At 68.1% G+C, this 15,827-nt stretch carries 14 protein-coding genes and 1 pseudogene; 9 read left to right on the top strand and 6 right to left on the bottom strand.

Annotation, left to right across the window (positions count from 1 at the left end):
• Positions 1-67: 67 nt before the first annotated feature.
• The gene (locus tag AC06FA_RS08555) at positions 68-682 is read left to right on the top strand and encodes an NUDIX hydrolase (RefSeq protein ID WP_478067923.1); all 615 of its coding nucleotides are present in this window, start codon (positions 68-70) and stop codon (positions 680-682) included.
• On the top strand, positions 682-1,074 hold the full coding sequence (locus AC06FA_RS08550; protein ID WP_478067922.1) for a hypothetical protein: 393 nt from the start codon (positions 682-684) through the stop codon (positions 1,072-1,074). The genes AC06FA_RS08555 and AC06FA_RS08550 overlap by 1 nt, the downstream gene beginning before the upstream one ends.
• A 149-nt stretch (positions 1,075-1,223) precedes the next feature.
• On the opposite strand, the gene serA is transcribed toward AC06FA_RS08550, so the two are convergent.
• Positions 1,224-2,465, bottom strand: coding sequence for a phosphoglycerate dehydrogenase (serA, locus tag AC06FA_RS08545; RefSeq protein ID WP_478067921.1), 1,242 nt, complete (start codon positions 2,463-2,465; stop codon positions 1,224-1,226).
• 171 nt (positions 2,466-2,636) lie between these two features.
• Here serA and AC06FA_RS08540 point away from each other — a divergent pair, with 171 nt between their 5' ends.
• The 4 genes and pseudogenes from AC06FA_RS08540 to AC06FA_RS08525 form a co-directional block, all read left to right on the top strand.
• The gene (locus AC06FA_RS08540; RefSeq protein WP_478067920.1) at positions 2,637-4,025 is read left to right on the top strand and encodes an FAD-binding oxidoreductase; all 1,389 of its coding nucleotides are present in this window, start codon (positions 2,637-2,639) and stop codon (positions 4,023-4,025) included.
• A 61-nt stretch (positions 4,026-4,086) separates the two neighbouring features.
• Positions 4,087-4,386 (top strand): DUF2388 domain-containing protein, encoded by a 300-nt coding sequence (locus AC06FA_RS08535; RefSeq protein ID WP_478067919.1) that lies wholly within the window; start codon positions 4,087-4,089, stop codon positions 4,384-4,386.
• An 88-nt stretch (positions 4,387-4,474) separates the two neighbouring features.
• Complete coding sequence (locus tag AC06FA_RS08530; RefSeq protein WP_478067962.1) at positions 4,475-6,226, top strand: DUF7844 domain-containing protein; 1,752 nt, start codon at positions 4,475-4,477, stop codon at positions 6,224-6,226.
• Between the two features lie 225 nt (positions 6,227-6,451).
• Positions 6,452-6,742, top strand: a pseudogene (locus AC06FA_RS08525) (hypothetical protein); the annotation flags it as partial.
• Between the two features lie 488 nt (positions 6,743-7,230).
• On the opposite strand, the gene yeiP reads toward AC06FA_RS08525, so the two are convergent.
• The 5 genes from yeiP to AC06FA_RS08500 form a co-directional block, all read right to left on the bottom strand.
• A complete protein-coding gene (yeiP, locus tag AC06FA_RS08520) occupies positions 7,231-7,797 on the bottom strand; it encodes an elongation factor P-like protein YeiP (RefSeq protein ID WP_478067918.1) in 567 nt (188 codons plus the stop codon).
• Positions 7,798-7,846: 49 nt separating this feature from the next.
• Positions 7,847-8,617, bottom strand: a complete 771-nt coding sequence (locus AC06FA_RS08515) for an SDR family NAD(P)-dependent oxidoreductase (protein ID WP_478067917.1) — start codon at positions 8,615-8,617, stop codon at positions 7,847-7,849.
• Between the two features lie 238 nt (positions 8,618-8,855).
• The gene (locus AC06FA_RS08510; RefSeq protein WP_478067916.1) at positions 8,856-11,420 is read right to left on the bottom strand and encodes a putative bifunctional diguanylate cyclase/phosphodiesterase; all 2,565 of its coding nucleotides are present in this window, start codon (positions 11,418-11,420) and stop codon (positions 8,856-8,858) included.
• A complete protein-coding gene (locus AC06FA_RS08505; RefSeq protein ID WP_478067915.1) occupies positions 11,417-12,310 on the bottom strand; it encodes a hydroxymethylglutaryl-CoA lyase in 894 nt (297 codons plus the stop codon). The genes AC06FA_RS08510 and AC06FA_RS08505 overlap by 4 nt, the downstream gene beginning before the upstream one ends.
• Before the next feature lie 184 nt (positions 12,311-12,494).
• Positions 12,495-13,283 (bottom strand): enoyl-CoA hydratase/isomerase family protein, encoded by a 789-nt coding sequence (locus tag AC06FA_RS08500; protein ID WP_478067914.1) that lies wholly within the window; start codon positions 13,281-13,283, stop codon positions 12,495-12,497.
• A gap of 119 nt (positions 13,284-13,402) precedes the next feature.
• On the opposite strand from AC06FA_RS08500, the gene AC06FA_RS08495 reads away from it, so the two are divergent.
• Genes AC06FA_RS08495 through AC06FA_RS08485 form a run of 3 tightly spaced genes read left to right on the top strand, consistent with a single transcriptional unit; the run spans position 13,403 to position 15,761 of the window.
• Positions 13,403-13,657, top strand: coding sequence for a FeoA family protein (locus AC06FA_RS08495; RefSeq protein WP_108749493.1), 255 nt, complete (start codon positions 13,403-13,405; stop codon positions 13,655-13,657).
• On the top strand, positions 13,654-15,516 hold the full coding sequence (gene feoB / locus AC06FA_RS08490; RefSeq protein WP_478067913.1) for a ferrous iron transport protein B: 1,863 nt from the start codon (positions 13,654-13,656) through the stop codon (positions 15,514-15,516). Before AC06FA_RS08495 ends, feoB begins: the two co-directional genes overlap by 4 nt.
• On the top strand, positions 15,516-15,761 hold the full coding sequence (locus AC06FA_RS08485; protein WP_478067912.1) for a DUF6587 family protein: 246 nt from the start codon (positions 15,516-15,518) through the stop codon (positions 15,759-15,761). The genes feoB and AC06FA_RS08485 overlap by 1 nt, the downstream gene beginning before the upstream one ends.
• The last annotated feature ends 66 nt before the right edge of the window (positions 15,762-15,827 follow it).

Raw genomic sequence — 15,827 nt, 5'->3', positions numbered from 1 at the left:
AGACCGCGCGAACGGCCCGCTGTACCTTAGCCAAAGCTGAAGCCACCGCACAAGCGCAATCGCAACAATGAACGGCGATAATGGCCGATGTTTTCCAGATCGCCCCGCATTCATGAACGAATCCGTCGAATCCCTTGCCGTGCTTGATGATCGGCTGCGCAGCCTGCTGCAGGAATATGCCGGCCGGGAGCCGTCCCACGGCGAGCTGGCTGCCGAATTCGGCACATTGCTGGAGGATCCGGAAGATCCGTTCCGGCGCGAGCGTCTGGCCGGGCATTTCACCGCCAGCTGCTGGCTGGTCAGCGCTGACGGCCAGCGGGTGCTGCTCACCCATCACCGCAAGCTGCAGCGCTGGCTGCAGCTGGGCGGGCATGCCGATGGCGACCGCGACCTCGCCCGCGTGGCGCTGAAGGAAGGCGAGGAAGAGTCCGGTCTGACCGGCCTGGTGCTGGAAGACCCGGCCATCTTCGACCTGGACAAGCACTGGATTCCCGAGCGCAAGGACGTGCCGGGCCACTGGCACTACGACGTGCGTTTCGTGATCCGCGCGCTGGGCGGGGAAGCCTTCGTGCTGAGCGAGGAGTCGCTGGCGTTGGCCTGGCGGCCGGTGGCCGACGTCGCTGCCGATCCGCAATCGGACGAATCGATGCAGCGCATGGCCAGCCGCTGGCTGGCGCGTTGATGCTTTCCGAGGCCTGCGCAGCGTTTGTTGCGGCTCACGTTTGTGGTGAAGTCAAGGCGCATGCGGCCCTTGCCATGATCAAGGCTGCGTTGCCGCTCAATACATCCATTGACTGGCAGCGGGTGCCGTCACGCCGGGAGGTTCCGGGTGTGGAGCGGGGACGCTTGGGTCAGGAGCTGCGAGCTATTGCTGTGGCTGTTGGGTTGCCTGCTGGCGCTTCGTTGACGGTGATCCAGGTGGATGAAGCTGTGCCGGCGCTGGACGTCTGCCTGGAGGATTGGCTGTTGCATGCAGATGAATTGGATTTCGTCGACACGCTCTTTCTGTCGACGGAAGAGCGCATCCTGATTCATTGGGACTTCTACAAGAACCTGAATGCTGCAGGCTTCTGAGCCGCTTCATCCACGCATGGCCCGACCGCAGTAGATCCACGCCATGCGTGGATGGCACGACCCGGCCCCGGTAGATCCACGCCATGCGTGGATGGCCAAGCCCCGGCCCCGGGCCCGGTAACGCCGGGCCATGCCCGGCGAGGTGTGGGTCAATACAGGATGCGCGTCCGCAGCGTGCCTGGAATCGCGGCCAGTTCGTCGCGCACCGCGCTGGCCTGTTCCTCGCTGGCGGCGATGTCGATCACCACGTAGCCCACCTTTGGGTCGGTGCGCAGGAACTGGCCGTCGATGTTGACGTTGTGGCGCGAGAAGATCTCGTTCACCTTGGACAGCACGCCGGGCACGTTCTGGTGGATGTGCAGCAGGCGCAGGCTGTCGGCATGCTCGGGCAGGGTCACTTCCGGGAAGTTGACCGCCGACAGGGTGCTGCCGTTGTCGCTGTAGCGCACCAGCTTGGCCGCCACTTCCACGCCGATGTTGTCCTGCGCTTCCAGCGTGCTGCCGCCCACGTGCGGGGTCAGGATCACGTTGTCGTGGCGGGTGAGCGGCGATTCGAAGATATCGCCGTTGCCCTTGGGCTCGACCGGGAACACGTCCAGCGCCGCGCCACCAATGTGGCCGCTGGCCAGGGCGGCATCCAGCGCATCGATGTCGACCACGGTGCCGCGGGCGGCGTTGATCACGTGCGCGCCCTTGCGCATCTTCGCCAGTTCGGTGCTGCCGATCATCCACTGGGTGGACGCGGTTTCCGGCACGTGCAGGGTGATGATGTCGGCGCGCGCCAGCAGGTCGTCCAGGCTGGCCGCGGCGCGGGCATTGCCCAGCGCCAGCTTGGTTTCCACGTCGTGGAAGATCACCTGCATGCCCAGCGATTCGGCCAGCACGCCGACCTGGGTGCCGATATGGCCGTAGCCGATGATGCCCAGGGTCTTGCCGCGCACCTCGTGGCTGCCGCTGGCCGACTTCGACCAACCGCCGCGATGGCACTCGGCGTTTTTCTGCGGAATGCCGCGGGTCAGCATGATCGCCTCGGCAATCACCAGCTCGGCCACGCTGCGGGTATTGGAGTAGGGGGCGTTGAACACCGGAATGCCGGCCAGTTCGGCCGCGTCCAGATCCACCTGGTTGGTGCCGATGCAGAAGCAGCCCACCGCGATCAGGCGCTTGGCTTCGGCCAGCACTTCGGCGCTGAGCTGGCTGCGCGAACGGATGCCGACGATGTGTGCCTCGGCGATGCGCGCCTTCAGTTCATCTTCGGGCAGGGCCTTGCTGTGGGCCTCGATCTGGCTGTAGCCGGCGGCGGTGAACACCTCCACGGCGGTCTGGCTGACCCCCTCCAGCAACAGCACGCGGATATCCTGCTTGGGGAACGAGGTCTTCTTCGGCGACATGGGACGGCACGGCCAGTGGGACAGGGGCCGCTCACTATGCCAGATCACCGCCGCCATGGTGCAGTGCGGAAATGGTTGCATTCGAACCTATCGCCTCCAGCGGCCGGGACTGGACGCCCGTGCGCGCCGCTGGCACGCTTGCCCGTTCTTCACGCACCGCGCTGGACCGTCATGACCGATTCCCGCATCGCCTCGTTGCAGCAGGCCTGTCCCGGCCTGAAGCTGAAGACCGATCCCGCCGACCTGGAACACTACGGCCGTGACTGGACCCGGCGCTGGGCACCTGCCCCGCTGGTCATTGCGTTGCCCGCCACGGTGCAGGAAGTGCAGGCGGTGATGCGCTGGTGCGCGGCCGAAGGCGTGGCCGTGGTGCCGTCCGGCGGCCGTACCGGCTTGTCCGGTGGCGCGGTGGCGGCCAATGGCGAGCTGGTGCTCAGCCTGGAGCGCATGAACAAGGCGCTGGCCTACGATGCCGTGGACCGTACCCTGGTGGTGCAGGCCGGCATGCCGCTGGAGGCGCTGCACAACGCCGCGCTGGAGCACGGCCTGATCTACCCGGTGGATTTTGCCGCGCGTGGTTCCTGCTCGATTGGCGGCAATATCGCCACCAATGCCGGCGGCATCCGGGTGATCCGCTACGGCAACACCCGCGAGTGGATTGCCGGCCTGAAAGTGGTGACCGCCAGCGGTGAACTGCTGGAGCTCAACAAGGGCCTGATCAAGAACTCCAGCGGCTACGATTTCCGCCAGTTGCTGATCGGTTCGGAAGGCACGCTGGGCGTGATCGTGGAGGCGACGGTAAAGCTGACCGACCCGCCGCCGGCCAGCAACGTGATGCTGCTGGCGGTGCCCAGCTTCGACGTGCTGATGCAGGTGTTCGCCGCATTCCGCGCGCGCCTGCAGCTGCAGGCGTTCGAATTCTTCACCGACCGCGCGCTGGAACACGTGCTGGCGCATGGTGCGCAGGCCCCGTTTGACGAGGTGCACCAGTATTACGTGGTCACCGAGTTTGCGGCCAACGACGAGGCGCAGGAAGCCGCCGCGATGGCCGCCTTCGAGGACTGCATGGGCAATGGCTGGGTCAGCGACGGCGTGATCAGTGCCAGCGATGCCCAGGCGGCGCAGCTGTGGCGCCTGCGCGAGGGCATCACCGAAGCGCTGGCCCGCTACAAGCCGTACAAGAACGATGTGTCGGTGCGGATTTCGGCGATGCCGGCGTTCCTGGCCGAAACCCAGGGGCTTATCGGCCAGGCCTACCCGCATTTCGACGTGGTCTGGTTCGGCCATATCGGCGATGGCAACCTGCATATCAACGTGCTGAAGCCCGATGACACCAGCGACGCCGATTTCGTAACGCAGTGCGAGCACGTGACCAAGCTGCTGGCGCAGGTGCTGGCGCGCTTCGATGGCAGCATTTCCGCCGAGCACGGCATCGGCCTGGTCAAGAAGGGTTACCTGGACAGCACCCGTGGCCCGGCCGAAATCGCGCTGATGAAGGCGGTCAAGCGCGCCTTCGATCCAGAAGCACGGCTGAATCCCGGCAAGCTGTTCGACGCCTGATCCGCCCATCTTCTTCACGATGCCGTTACGCTTCACCCACGTCCACTGCGAACCGCACACCATGATCCGATCTGCGCTGCTGCTTGCCCTGCTGTCCCTGCCGCCGGTCGGCTTCGCTTCCAGCTTCGCTGGCACCTCGGCAGGCTCGGCCACCGGCGCCTCGTCCGGTTCGTCGGGCAGCAGTTCCGGCGATGACAAGGTGGTGCGCGCAGCGCGCGATGATGCCGCCGCGTTCGTGGCTACTGACGGCCAGATCCGTGGCGCGCGCCTGCAGGCGGCGCTGGTGCACCTGCGCGAGCAGGATGCCGGCGCACAGCAGCAGAGCGACCTGGAACTGGCGCGGGCACTGCTGGCCCGTTGATGCGGGCGCAATGAGCGCGGCCACCACCGTCGCCGGGCATGGCCCGGCGCTACCGTGGCGCGCTGCGGTGGCGGTCGGGATTGCCGTGATGGCGTGGCTGATGGCGCCGACCGCGCATGCCGCCGGGCGGCTGCAGCTCGATCCGGCCGGACTGACCGGCGCCCAGCGGCACACCGCCCAGCAAACCCTGGATGATGTGCAGGCCCTGCTGCCTGCCGGCCTGCTGCAGGCGCTGCCGGCGCAGGTGACGGTGGGCTGGCGTGCCGACCTGCCGCAGGACGTGCACGGCCGCGCGTTCGCCAGTGCCATCGCGCTGCGTCGCGCGCTGCTGGATGACGGGGCGCCGGGTGCACGCCGGGCCCGGCGCAGTGCGCTGGTACACGAACTGGCCCATGTGGCCGACCGCAGTGGCGGGCAGTGGTCGAAAAGCGCCCGCTGGCGCGACCTGGCCGGTTGGCAGCGGCGGCCGTGGCACCTGGGGCGGAGTGACAACGCGTTTTCCGACCGCAGCCCGGATGCGTACGAACGCCACAGCGCGGCCGAGTACCTGGCGGTGAACGCCGAATACTTCGTGCTGGACGCAGACTTTGGCTGCCGTCGACCGGCACTGGCGCAGTGGTACCGCACGCACTTCGGCACCCCACCTTCGCTGCCGGATCCGCAGTGCGCGGTCGAGATGCCGCTGCTGCAGGCTGACAATGAAGAAGGTGCGGCCTCGTTGCTGGCCCTGGCCCCGGCCCGTGTGTACGCCGTGGATTACCTGTTTGCCGAAGGCAGCGCCCAGCCCATGAGCCGCTGGGGCCACAGCATGCTGCGGCTGGTGATCTGCCGCCCGGGCCGCGCGCCGGGCCCTGAGTGCCGCCTGGACCTGGAACACCACCGGGTGCTGTCGTTCCGCGCGTTCGTGGGCGATGTGCAGTTGTCCAACTGGCGTGGGCTGACCGGTGGCTATCCTTCGCGCCTGTTCGTGCTGCCGCTGCAGCAGGTGATCGATGAATACACCAAGGTGGAGCTGCGCGGCCTGCAGTCGCTGCCGCTGCACTTGGATCGCACCGAGATCGCCAGCCTGCTGGAGCGGACCGCGCAGGTGCACTGGAGCTACGACGGTCGCTATTTCTTTGTCAGCAACAATTGTGCGGTGGAAACCGCCAAGCTCCTGCAGGCCGGCGTGCCACGCCTGGGTGAGGCCGGCCTGGCGCAGCTGACGCCGCGTGGCCTGCGTCGGCGCCTGCTGCGGTTACAGACGCTGGACGAGACGGTACTGGCCGATCGCACATCGGCGCAGGCGCAGGGCTATTACTTCGCCTCTGCGCGCGATGACTACCAGCAGCTGTTCACGGTAGCGGCCACGCAGCTCGATCTGCCGGTGCACAGCGTGACAGCGTGGCTGAAGCTTGCGCCGGACCAGCGGACGCCGTGGCTGCAGCGCGGCGACATGCGTGCTACCGCGGCCCTGTTGTTGCTGGAACAGGCGGCACAGCGGCGGGCCGAGCTGCGCGCGCGCGATGTGCTGAAGCGGCGCCTGCTGGCCGCGCCTGACAGCGCGGCGACGGAACGACTGCGCAGCCTGCTGCAGCAGAGTGGACAGTGGCTGCGCCCCGCAGCATTGCTGGCCGATGCCGGTTACGGTCTGCCCCTGCCCGAAGAACAGGTCGCGCTTGCACGTGAGGTGGCAACGGCCAGCGCGCAGTCGGTGCCGGCCTGGCAGGCGCTTCGCCAGCAGCTGCGCGCGCAGCTGCCGTCTGCGCAGCGCGCGCAGATGGACGCCATCGATGCCAACCTGGCTGCGCTGGCCGAGCGGCTGCGCGGGCAGGCAGCTGCGGCCGACGCGCCTGTCTGAACCGCGCGTCAGCGCACCGGGCTGGTTTTCAGTGCACGTTTACAGCGCGGTGCTAGGGTCAAGGTTCCTGTAGTTGCGACAAGGAGCCACGCCATGCGTGCAGTTTCCGCCTTGATGGCCGTCTCCCTCGCCGCCGTGCTGGCCGCCTGCCAGCCGGCGCGACCCACGTCCAGTACCGCTCCGGAAGCACCTGCGTCGGCCGCGGATACGAGCCGGCAGCCGGTTTTCCGCGCCACCGGCAATGAGCCGGGTTGGTTGGCCGTGGTCGATGGGCCGTCGCCCGGTCTGCAGGTGGAAGTGGATTACGGCCAGCGCCGCTTCCAGGTGCCGGCGCCCACCGAAGGCGCCGATGGCTGGGTGGGCAAGGCCGGTGATGGCACCGACATCAAGCTCAGTTTCCAGCGCACGCCGTGCCAGGACGACATGAGCGGGCAGGATTTCGAGGCGTCGGCCATGTTGACCGTGGGCACCCGGCAGTACCACGGTTGCGGCCGCTTCGCCGCGCCCGCCCCGTAGCGTCGAGCTTGCTCGACGGCTGCTACCGCACGCCCATTCCTGGTAGGTGCCAACCTTGGTTGGCACGCATGAAGAGGCCCCGTGCGGACATGCCCGCGCCCGTTCCTGGTAGGTGCCAACCCTGGTTGGCACGCATGGAGCAGTCGAGCAAGCTCGACTCTACGAACAGCGGTAGCGCCGGGCCAGGCCCGCGCCCATTCCTGGTAGGTGCCAACCTTGGTTGGCACGCAGGGAGCAGTCGAGCAAGCTCGACTCTACGAGCGGCGGTAGCCGGGGGGCGACGCCCGCGCCCGTTCCTGGTAGGTGCCAACCTTGGTTGGCACGCATGGAGCAGTCGAGCAAGCTCGACTCTACGAACAGCGGTAGCGCCGGGCCACGCCCGCGCCCGTTCCTGGTAGGTGCCAACCTTGGTTGGCACGCGTGGAGCAGTCGAGCAAGCTCGACTCTACGAACAGCGGTAGCGCCGGGCCACGCCCGGCGCAGGTCAATCAGTCGGCGCGGCCGGCGAATTCGCCGGTGGCGGTGTTCACCAGCACGCGTTCGCCGTTGGCGATGTACTCCGGCACCATGATTTCGATGCCGGTGTTCAGCTTGGCCGGCTTCGGGCGCTTGGTGGCGGTGCCGCCCTTCAGTTCCGGCGGGGTCTCGATCACTTCCAGCACGACCGAGGCCGGCAGCTGGATCGCCACCGGCTGCTCGTCGATGACCTGCACGTAGATGCCGGTCAGGCCGTCGGTGATGTAGCCGGCGTCGTCACCGATCACGTCGGCGTCCAGGGTGTACGGGGTGTAGTCCTCGTCATCCAGGAACACGAAGGCATCGCCGTCCTTGTACGAATAGGTGGACTGGCGGCGCAGCAGTTCCACTTCAACCAGGTTGTCATCGGCATCGAAGCTGGCGTCGAGCTTGTTGCCGCCCGGCACGCTGTACATGATGAAACGGAAGCGCACGTTGCCGCCGCGGCCCTGCGGCGAGCTGCGCTCGATGTCGCGGATCTGGTACACGCCGTAGTTGTACTCGACGACGTTGCCCTTCTTGATGTCGTTGGCTTTCATGGTGTTCTAGGTCGGTTGGGGGAGGGCGCCATCCCGGCGCCCGGGGGAATCACTTCGGAGCGAGGCGGGTGGCGCCGTCCAGGCGGATGGTCTCGCCGTTGAGGTAGGTGTTGCCGATGATGTGGCCGACCAGGCTGGCGAAGTCTTCCGGCTTGCCCAGGCGCGAGGGGAACGGGATCGAGGCGGCCAGCGACTGCTGCACGGCCTCGGGCATGCCGTCCACCATGGGCGTCCAGAACACGCCGGGGGCGATGGTGTTCACCCGGATGCCGAAGCGCGACAGTTCGCGGGCCATCGGCAGGGTCATGGCGACCACGCCGCCCTTGCTGGCCGAGTAGGCGGCCTGGCCGATCTGGCCTTCGTAGGCGGCCACGCTGGCGGTGTTGATGATCAGGCCGCGCTCGCCGTCATCGCCGGCGGCGTTGTGCTGCATGCGGTTGGCCGCGGCCTTGGCCACGTTGAAGCTGCCCACCAGGTTGACCATCACCGTGCCCTGGAAGTTGGCCAGCGGCATCGGCGCCTCTTTGCCCAGCACGCGGCCGGCGCCGAGGATGCCGGCGCAGTTCATGGCCAGGTTCAACCCGCCCAGGAAGTCGTGCGCCTGGTCGATGGCGGCGGCCACGGCGGCTTCGTCGCTGACATTGACGTTGAAATAGCGGGCCTTGTCGGCGCCCAGCGCGGCGACCGCGGCCGCACCCTTGTCGTCGTTCAGATCGAACAGGGCGACCTTGCCGCCGTGGGCGACCAGGTGTTCGGCCACGGCCAGGCCGAGGCCGGAAACGCCGCCAGTGATCACGGCACGTACGGAAGACAGCTGCATTGCACGGTCCTGCAGGTTCAAGAACCGCCGATTCTAACGGAAGGTGCGGCGCACGCTGTTGTGCGGTGCTGCAAAGGCGGGTGGGATGGGTGGATTACGTAGAGTCGAGCTTGCTCGACTGTTCCAGCAGTGCCAACCAAGGTTGGCACCTACCAGACGGGAAATCGTGCCAACCAAGGTTGGCACCTACCGGGGCGGGGAAATCGTGCCAACCAAGGTTGGCACCTACCGGGATGGGTCAGCGGCTGCGGGCCAGGTGGCGCTCGAATTCGCCCGGCTCCAGCCCGTGAGCGAACAGGAAGCCCTGGCCCACGGTCACGCCCAGGTCCAGCAGGCACTGCCGCTGGGCCTCGTTTTCCACGCCTTCGGCCACCACGCCCAGGCCCAGGCTGCGGGCGATCGCGCAGACCGCCTCGCATACCGCCACGTCCGAGCGGTTGCGCGGAATGCCTTCCACGAACAACTGGCTGAGCTTGAGGCCATGGATGGGCAGCCGGCGCAGGTAGTTCAGTGCGCTGTAGCCCTCGCCGAAATCGTCGATGGTCAGCATCACGCCCATCTCGCGCAGGCGGGCGAAGGTGCGCAGGGTGTCGGGCGCGTCCTCGATCAACACCCGTTCGGTGAATTCCAGCTCCAGTGCGGTGCCGGGCAGTTCGAACTCGTCCAGCAGGCTGCGCACGTTGCGCGCCAGGTCGTCGCCGGTGAACTGGCGGTAGGACACGTTCACCGCCACCCGCATCACGCCCAGCCCTTCGTCGCGCCACTGCCGCACCTGGCGGCAGGCCTCGCGCAGGGCCCAGTGGCCGATGCGCACGATATCGCCGGTATGTTCGGCATGGCGGATGAACAGGTCCGGGCGCATTTCCCCCAGCTGACTGTTCTGCCAGCGCATCAGCGCTTCGCAGCCGATGGTGGCGCCGGTGCGCAGGTTCACCTGCGGCTGGTAGACCAGGAGGAATTCGTCGCCGTCCAGCGCCTTGTGCAGGCGGCTTTCAATCTGCAGCCGGTCGTTCTGGCGTTCGGCCAGTTCCTGCGAGAACACCTGCCAGCCATTGCGGGTGCGTCGCTTGCACTCGTACATGGCGGTGTCGGCATTCTGGATCAGCTGCTGCGGCCGGTCGCCGTCCTGCGGGGCGCAGGCGATGCCGATGCTGGCGGTCACCGGGAACTCGTCGCTGCCCAGCTGGAAGGGCGGCACGAAGGCGGTGATGATGCGTTCGGCCAGCTGCTCGGCCTGGTCGGGCTGGTCACGCAGATCGCAGATGACCAGGAACTCGTCGCCGCCAAACCGGGCCAGCAGGCCCTCGGTGCCGATCGCGCGGGCAATGCGCTGGGTGGCTTCGATCAGCAGCTCGTCGCCGGCGTTGTGGCCCAGCAGGTCGTTGACCACCTTGAAGCGGTCCAGGTCGATGTACAGCACCGCCACCCGGTCGTGGCCGGGGCTGGCCATGCGCACGTCCAGGTCACTGAGCACGGCGTCGCGGTTCATGATGCCGGTCAGTGGGTCGGTGCGCGCCTGCACGCGCAGGGTCTCTTCGGCCTGCTTGCGCTCGGTGATGTCCTGCAGGGTGCCGGCAATGCGTGCGGCGTCGACATCGCCGGTGGAGACCTCGCCGATCATGCGGATCCAGAACGAATGGCCATCGCGGCGCTGCCCCTGCAGTTCCAGGCCGAAGCTGCTGCGGTGTTCGATGGTGTCGGTCAGGGCCTGCTGCAGGGCCTGGCGGTCATCGCTGCGCAGGCAGTCCAGCAGGTCCGGCATGTCCTGCACGTCGTCGGGCTGGCCGACGATGTGGCGCGCCTCGTCGGTCAGGTACAGCCGCTGCAGGCCACGGTCCCATTCCCAACCGCCAATGTGCGCCAGCGACTGCGCGCGCGAGAACAGCAGGCTGTTGCGCTTCAGTTCGGTGATGTCGCTGAACATCGCATACACGTGCCCAGCCTCGTCGCAGCCGCTGCTGAACACCGGCACGTTGGTGCACGACAGCCACAGCATGCGCCCGCGCGGGCGGTGGTACAGGCCAATGACCGTGCTGCGGATCACCCGCCCGGCCTGGAAGCAGCGGTTGGTCGGCCACATCGCCGTGGGCAGCGGCTGACCGTGTTCGTCCACCACGATCCACGCTTCGGGGTCCAGCAGCGAGTGCAGGCCGGTGCCGTCGCCGGCCAGGCCCAGGATGCGGTGCGCGGCCGGGTTGGCCGACAGGGCGTTGAGGTTGCGGTCGAACAGGATCACGCCCTTGTCGATGGATTCCATCAGCAGCCGGTAGCGTGATTCGGCGCGCCAGCGGCCGCTCAGGTCGCGGGCCACGGCCACGATGCAGCGCTCGCCGCGATCACTGAAGCCGGCCGAGTGCACCTCGACCGGAAAGCGGCTGCCATCGCCGCGCATGTTGGTGACTTCGATGACGTAGGTGTCGCCCCGGTTCAGGGCTTCCCAGACCGGTTCCAGGTGGTCGCTGGGCAGGTCCGGGTTCAGCATCTCGATCGGCTGGCCGACGATGGCCTCGCGCGGGCGGTCGTAGGCCTGGATGCCGGCCCGGTTCACATCCAGCACCACGCCCTCGGCGCTGAGGATGCTGACCGGGTCGGGCACGGCATCGAACAGGGCGGCATAACGTGACTGGTGATCGAGCGCGCGCTGGCGCTCATCCAGCAGGGCCTGCCGGGCCTGTTCCAGCAGCCGGGCCTGCGCCGCCGGCGGTGTGGCCGCCAGTGCGCTGTCCAGTGCGGCCAGGGCGACGTCGGTTGCGGCGGAAGGTTCGCCGAGGGCCGGACGGTCGCGCGGGCCGCGGGCGGTCATGTGGCCGCCAGTGCCTGGCCGGTGCGGCTGGCGGTGGTGCGGCCCAGCAGGCCAGCCAGCCAGCGGCCGGTGGCGGCCAGTGCATCCAGGTCCACCCCGCATTCCAGGCCCAGGCCGCGCAGCAGGTAGACCACGTCTTCGCTGGCCACGTTGCCGCTGGCGCCCTTGGCGTAGGGGCAGCCGCCGGCGCCGGACACCGCGCTGTCGACCACGCGCACGCCTTCTTCCAGGCAGGTGGCGATGTTGGCAATGGCCTGGCCATAGGTGTCGTGGAAATGCACGGCCAGGGCGGACATCGGAATCTCGGCGGCGACCGCCTGCAGCATGGCGCGGGCCTTGTGCGGGGTGCCGACGCCGATGGTGTCGCCCAGCGAGATTTCGTAGCAGCCCATGCGATGCAGGGCGCGGGCCACCCACACCACGTCGGCCAGCGGTACCTCGCCCTGGTAGGGGCAGCCCAGCACCGTGGACACGTAGCCACGCACGCGCACGCCGTCGACCAGTGCGCGCTGCAGGATCGGCTGGAAGCGCGCCAGCGATTCGTCGATGCCGGCATTGGTGTTCCGGCGGTTGAAGGCTTCCGAGGCAGCGGTGAACACCGCCACTTCCTGTACGCCCGCCGCCACTGCGCGGTCATAGCCCTGCTCGTTGGGCACCAGCACCGGGTAGGCCACGCCCGGCACCCGGGTGATACCGGTGAAGACCTCGCTGGCATCGGCCAGCTGTGGCACCCAGCGCGGGCTGACAAAGCTGGTCGCTTCGATGGTGCGCAGTCCGGTGGCCGACAGACGATCGATCAGGGCGATCTTGTCGGCGGTGGACACGGCCTGGCTTTCGTTCTGCAGGCCGTCGCGCGGGCCGACTTCGACGATGCGGACGAAATCGCTCATGCGCGTGCCCCGGCAGTGCCCAGCGCAGGGCAGGTGTCATCGGCAGCAGAGGGGCAGGGCAGCGGGAATCGGATCACGTCGGGTCCTGGGGAAACGGGGCGGCCGGTTGTTCCGGCTGCCAGAGGGGATACGCAGGCCGCCCATATGACCGGCCACGCGGTGTGGATGGCGTGCAGGAAAACGGTCAGGCTTCGGTGACCCAGTGCGGGGCGCGCTTGTCGAGGAAGGCGCCCAGCCCCTCCTGGCCCTCGGCCGATACCCGCAGGCGGGCGATCAGGTCGGCATTGTCGTGGTCCAGGCGGTCGCGGTCGCGGCTGTCGCAGACCTGGCGGACCAGCTGCTTGGCCGACGCTGACGCGATCGGGCCGGCCTTGTCCAGCAGGGCCAGCTGGCGGTGCAGGGCATCGTCCAGCCGGTCCGGTTCGACCAGCTGATGGACCAGGCCGATGCGCAGCGCGGTCTCGGCGTCGAAATGCTCGCCGGTGGCGAACCAGCGCCGGGCCTGGCGGGCGCCGATGGCCTGGATCACGTAGGGGGAAATGACCGCCGGCAGCAGTCCCAGGCGGCTTTCGGTCAAGCCGAAGCGGGCGCTGGTGCTGGCAATGGCGATATCGCAGCAGGCCACCAGGCCCACCCCGCCACCGAAGGCGGCGCCGTGCACCCGCGCCAGGGTCGGCTTGGGCAGCTCATCCAGGGTGCGCATCAGGCGCGCCAGGGCCAGGGCATCGTCACGGTTCTCCGCTTCGCTGGCCGCGGCCATGCTGCGCATCCATTGCAGGTCGGCACCGGCCGAGAACGAGGCGCCATGCCCGGCCAGCACCACCACCCGTACGCCGTCGTCGCGGCCGGCCTCGTCCAGCACCGTGGTCAGCTGGGCGATCAGCCCTGCATCGAAGGCATTGTGCAGGGCTGGCCGGTTCAGCCAGAGGGTCAGGGTGGCGCCGCTGCGCTCGATCTGCAAAGCATCGTTCATGGGATTCCAGGGTCACTTCATACCTGTATGGATCATAGCGGGCCATTGGTCATGGGCCATGACGCGACGCGGGAATGTTAGAATCGAGAACCATTTACATCCAGCAGAGAACGCGCTAGATGACGCTGTCCGAACTGCCCCTGCACACCCCGGCCGTGGTCGATTCCGTGCAGGACCTGCACGCCAACGATGCCATTGCCCGCCGCCTGCGCGAGCTGGGCTTCGTCAAGGGCGAGGAGGTGCGTCTGGTGGCCAAGGGCCCGGTGGGGGGCGAGCCGCTCCTGGTGCAGGTCGGTTTCACCCGTTTCGCCCTGCGTATCTCTGAAGCCAAGCGCGTCGTGATCGATGCCGCCCGCCAGGAAAGCCGTGCATGACCAGCAACGCCTCCGCCACGCCGCTGCGCATCGCGCTGGTCGGTAACCCCAACAGCGGCAAGACCGCGCTGTTCAACCAGCTGACCGGCAGCCGGCAGAAGGTGGCCAATTACACCGGCGTTACCGTCGAGCGCAAGGAAGGCCGCCTGCGCGCGCCGTCCGGTCGCGAATTTGCCGTGCTCGATCTTCCCGGTGCCTACAGCCTGCAGCCGGCCAGCCTGGACGAGGCGATCACCCGTGACCTGTGCCGGGGCTTCTACCCGGGCGAGGCAGCCCCGGACGTGCTGCTGTGCGTGATCGATGCGACCAACCTGCGCCTGCACCTGCGCTTCGCGCTGGAGCTGCGCGAGCTGGGCAAGCCGATGGTGATCGCGCTGAACATGGTCGATGCGGCGCAGCGCCGTGGCATCCAGATCGATGTGGCCGCGCTGGAACGCGAAATCGGCGTGCCGGTGGTGGAAACCGTGGCGGTGCGCAAGCAGGGCGCGCGCGCGCTGGTGGAGCGCCTCGACGCCATGGTGCCGCACCTGGATGCGCCGCTGGCCGGCGTTGAAGGCGGCATCGACTACCACGGCAAGGTGCGCGACATCCTGTCGGCGGCCGTGCGCATGCCGGCACGCACCGCGAAGATCGATGACACCCTGGACCGCTGGCTGCTGCACCCGGTGTTCGGTCTGGCCACCCTGGTGGTGGTGATGTTCCTGATCTTCCAGGCGGTGTTTGCCTGGGCGACGCCGCTGATGGACGGCATCGAAGCCGGCTTCGCCTGGCTGGGCGAGCTGGCGGCCGGCGCGCTGCCGGCCGGGCCGCTGACCAGCTTGCTGACCGACGGCATCATCGCCGGCGTGGGTGGGGTGGTGGTGTTCCTGCCGCAGATCCTGATCCTGTTTGCCTTCATCCTGGCCCTGGAAGAATCGGGCTACCTGCCACGCGCGGCGTTCCTGCTGGACCGCATGATGGCCGCCGCCGGCCTGTCGGGGCGCTCGTTCATCCCGCTGCTGTCCAGCTTCGCCTGCGCCGTGCCCGGCATCATGGCCACCCGCAGCATCCAGGACCCGCGTGACCGCCTGGCCACCATCCTGGTGGCGCCGCTGATGACCTGCTCGGCGCGCCTGCCGGTGTACGCGCTGCTGATCGGCGCCTTCATTCCCGAGGGCAAGGTCGGCATCTTCAACCAGCAGGGCCTGGTGCTGTTCGGCCTGTACGTGGCCGGCATCCTCAGTGCGCTGGTGATGTCGTGGGTGATGAAGAAGTGGCGCCGCGACAAGAGCGAGCATCCGCTGCTGCTGGAACTGCCGTCCTACCGCATTCCGCACCCGCGCGATCTGGCCGTGGGCCTGTACGAGCGCGGCATGATCTTCCTCAAGCGCGTGGGCGGCATCATCCTGGCCCTGACCGTGCTGCTGTGGTTCCTGCTGTCCTTCCCCGGTGCGCCGGAAGGGGCAACCATGCCGGCCATCGATTACAGCTTCGCCGGGCAGATCGGCCATGCGATGACCGCCATCTTCTCGCCGCTGGGCTTCAACTGGCAGATCTGCATCGCGCTGATTCCGGGCATGGCCGCCCGCGAAGTGGCGGTGTCTTCGCTGGCTACCGTGTATGCGTTGTCGGCCGCCGATGACGATGCCGCGGCGCAGGCGCTGACCCCGCTGCTGAGCGATGGCTGGTCGCTGGCCACGGGTCTGTCGCTTCTGGTGTGGTTCATTTACGCGCCCATGTGCATTTCCACCCTGGCCACCATCAAGCGCGAAACCAATTCGTGGAAGCAGATGGGCTTTGCCACCGTGTACCTGTTTGCCGCGGCCTACGTGGCGGCACTGATCACCTACCAGGTGACCGTGGCGCTGGGGGGCGGCTGATGACCGCCGGGCTGCTGATCCAGTACCTCATCATCGCGCTGGCCGTGCTGGTCAGTGCATGGGTGGTGCTGAAGAAGCAGTTCCCGGGCGCGGCGCGCAGGCTGCGCGGCAGCGTGGCGCTGGCGCTGCTGAAACCGGGCCGCCCGGCGTGGCTGCAGGCGCTGGGCCGGAAGATCGCGCCGCCCGCCAGTGGCGGTGGTGGCGCCTGTGGTGGCTGCGACAGCTGCGGCCCCACGAAGCGGTAGCGTCGAGCTTGCTCGACGGCTGTTCGCGGGGCTGGCATCCACGCATGGCGTGGATCTACTGGACGG

Source organism: Stenotrophomonas sp. Steno-C17 (assembly GCF_056393165.1).
This window is presented reverse-complemented; position numbering and strand designations above follow the sequence as displayed.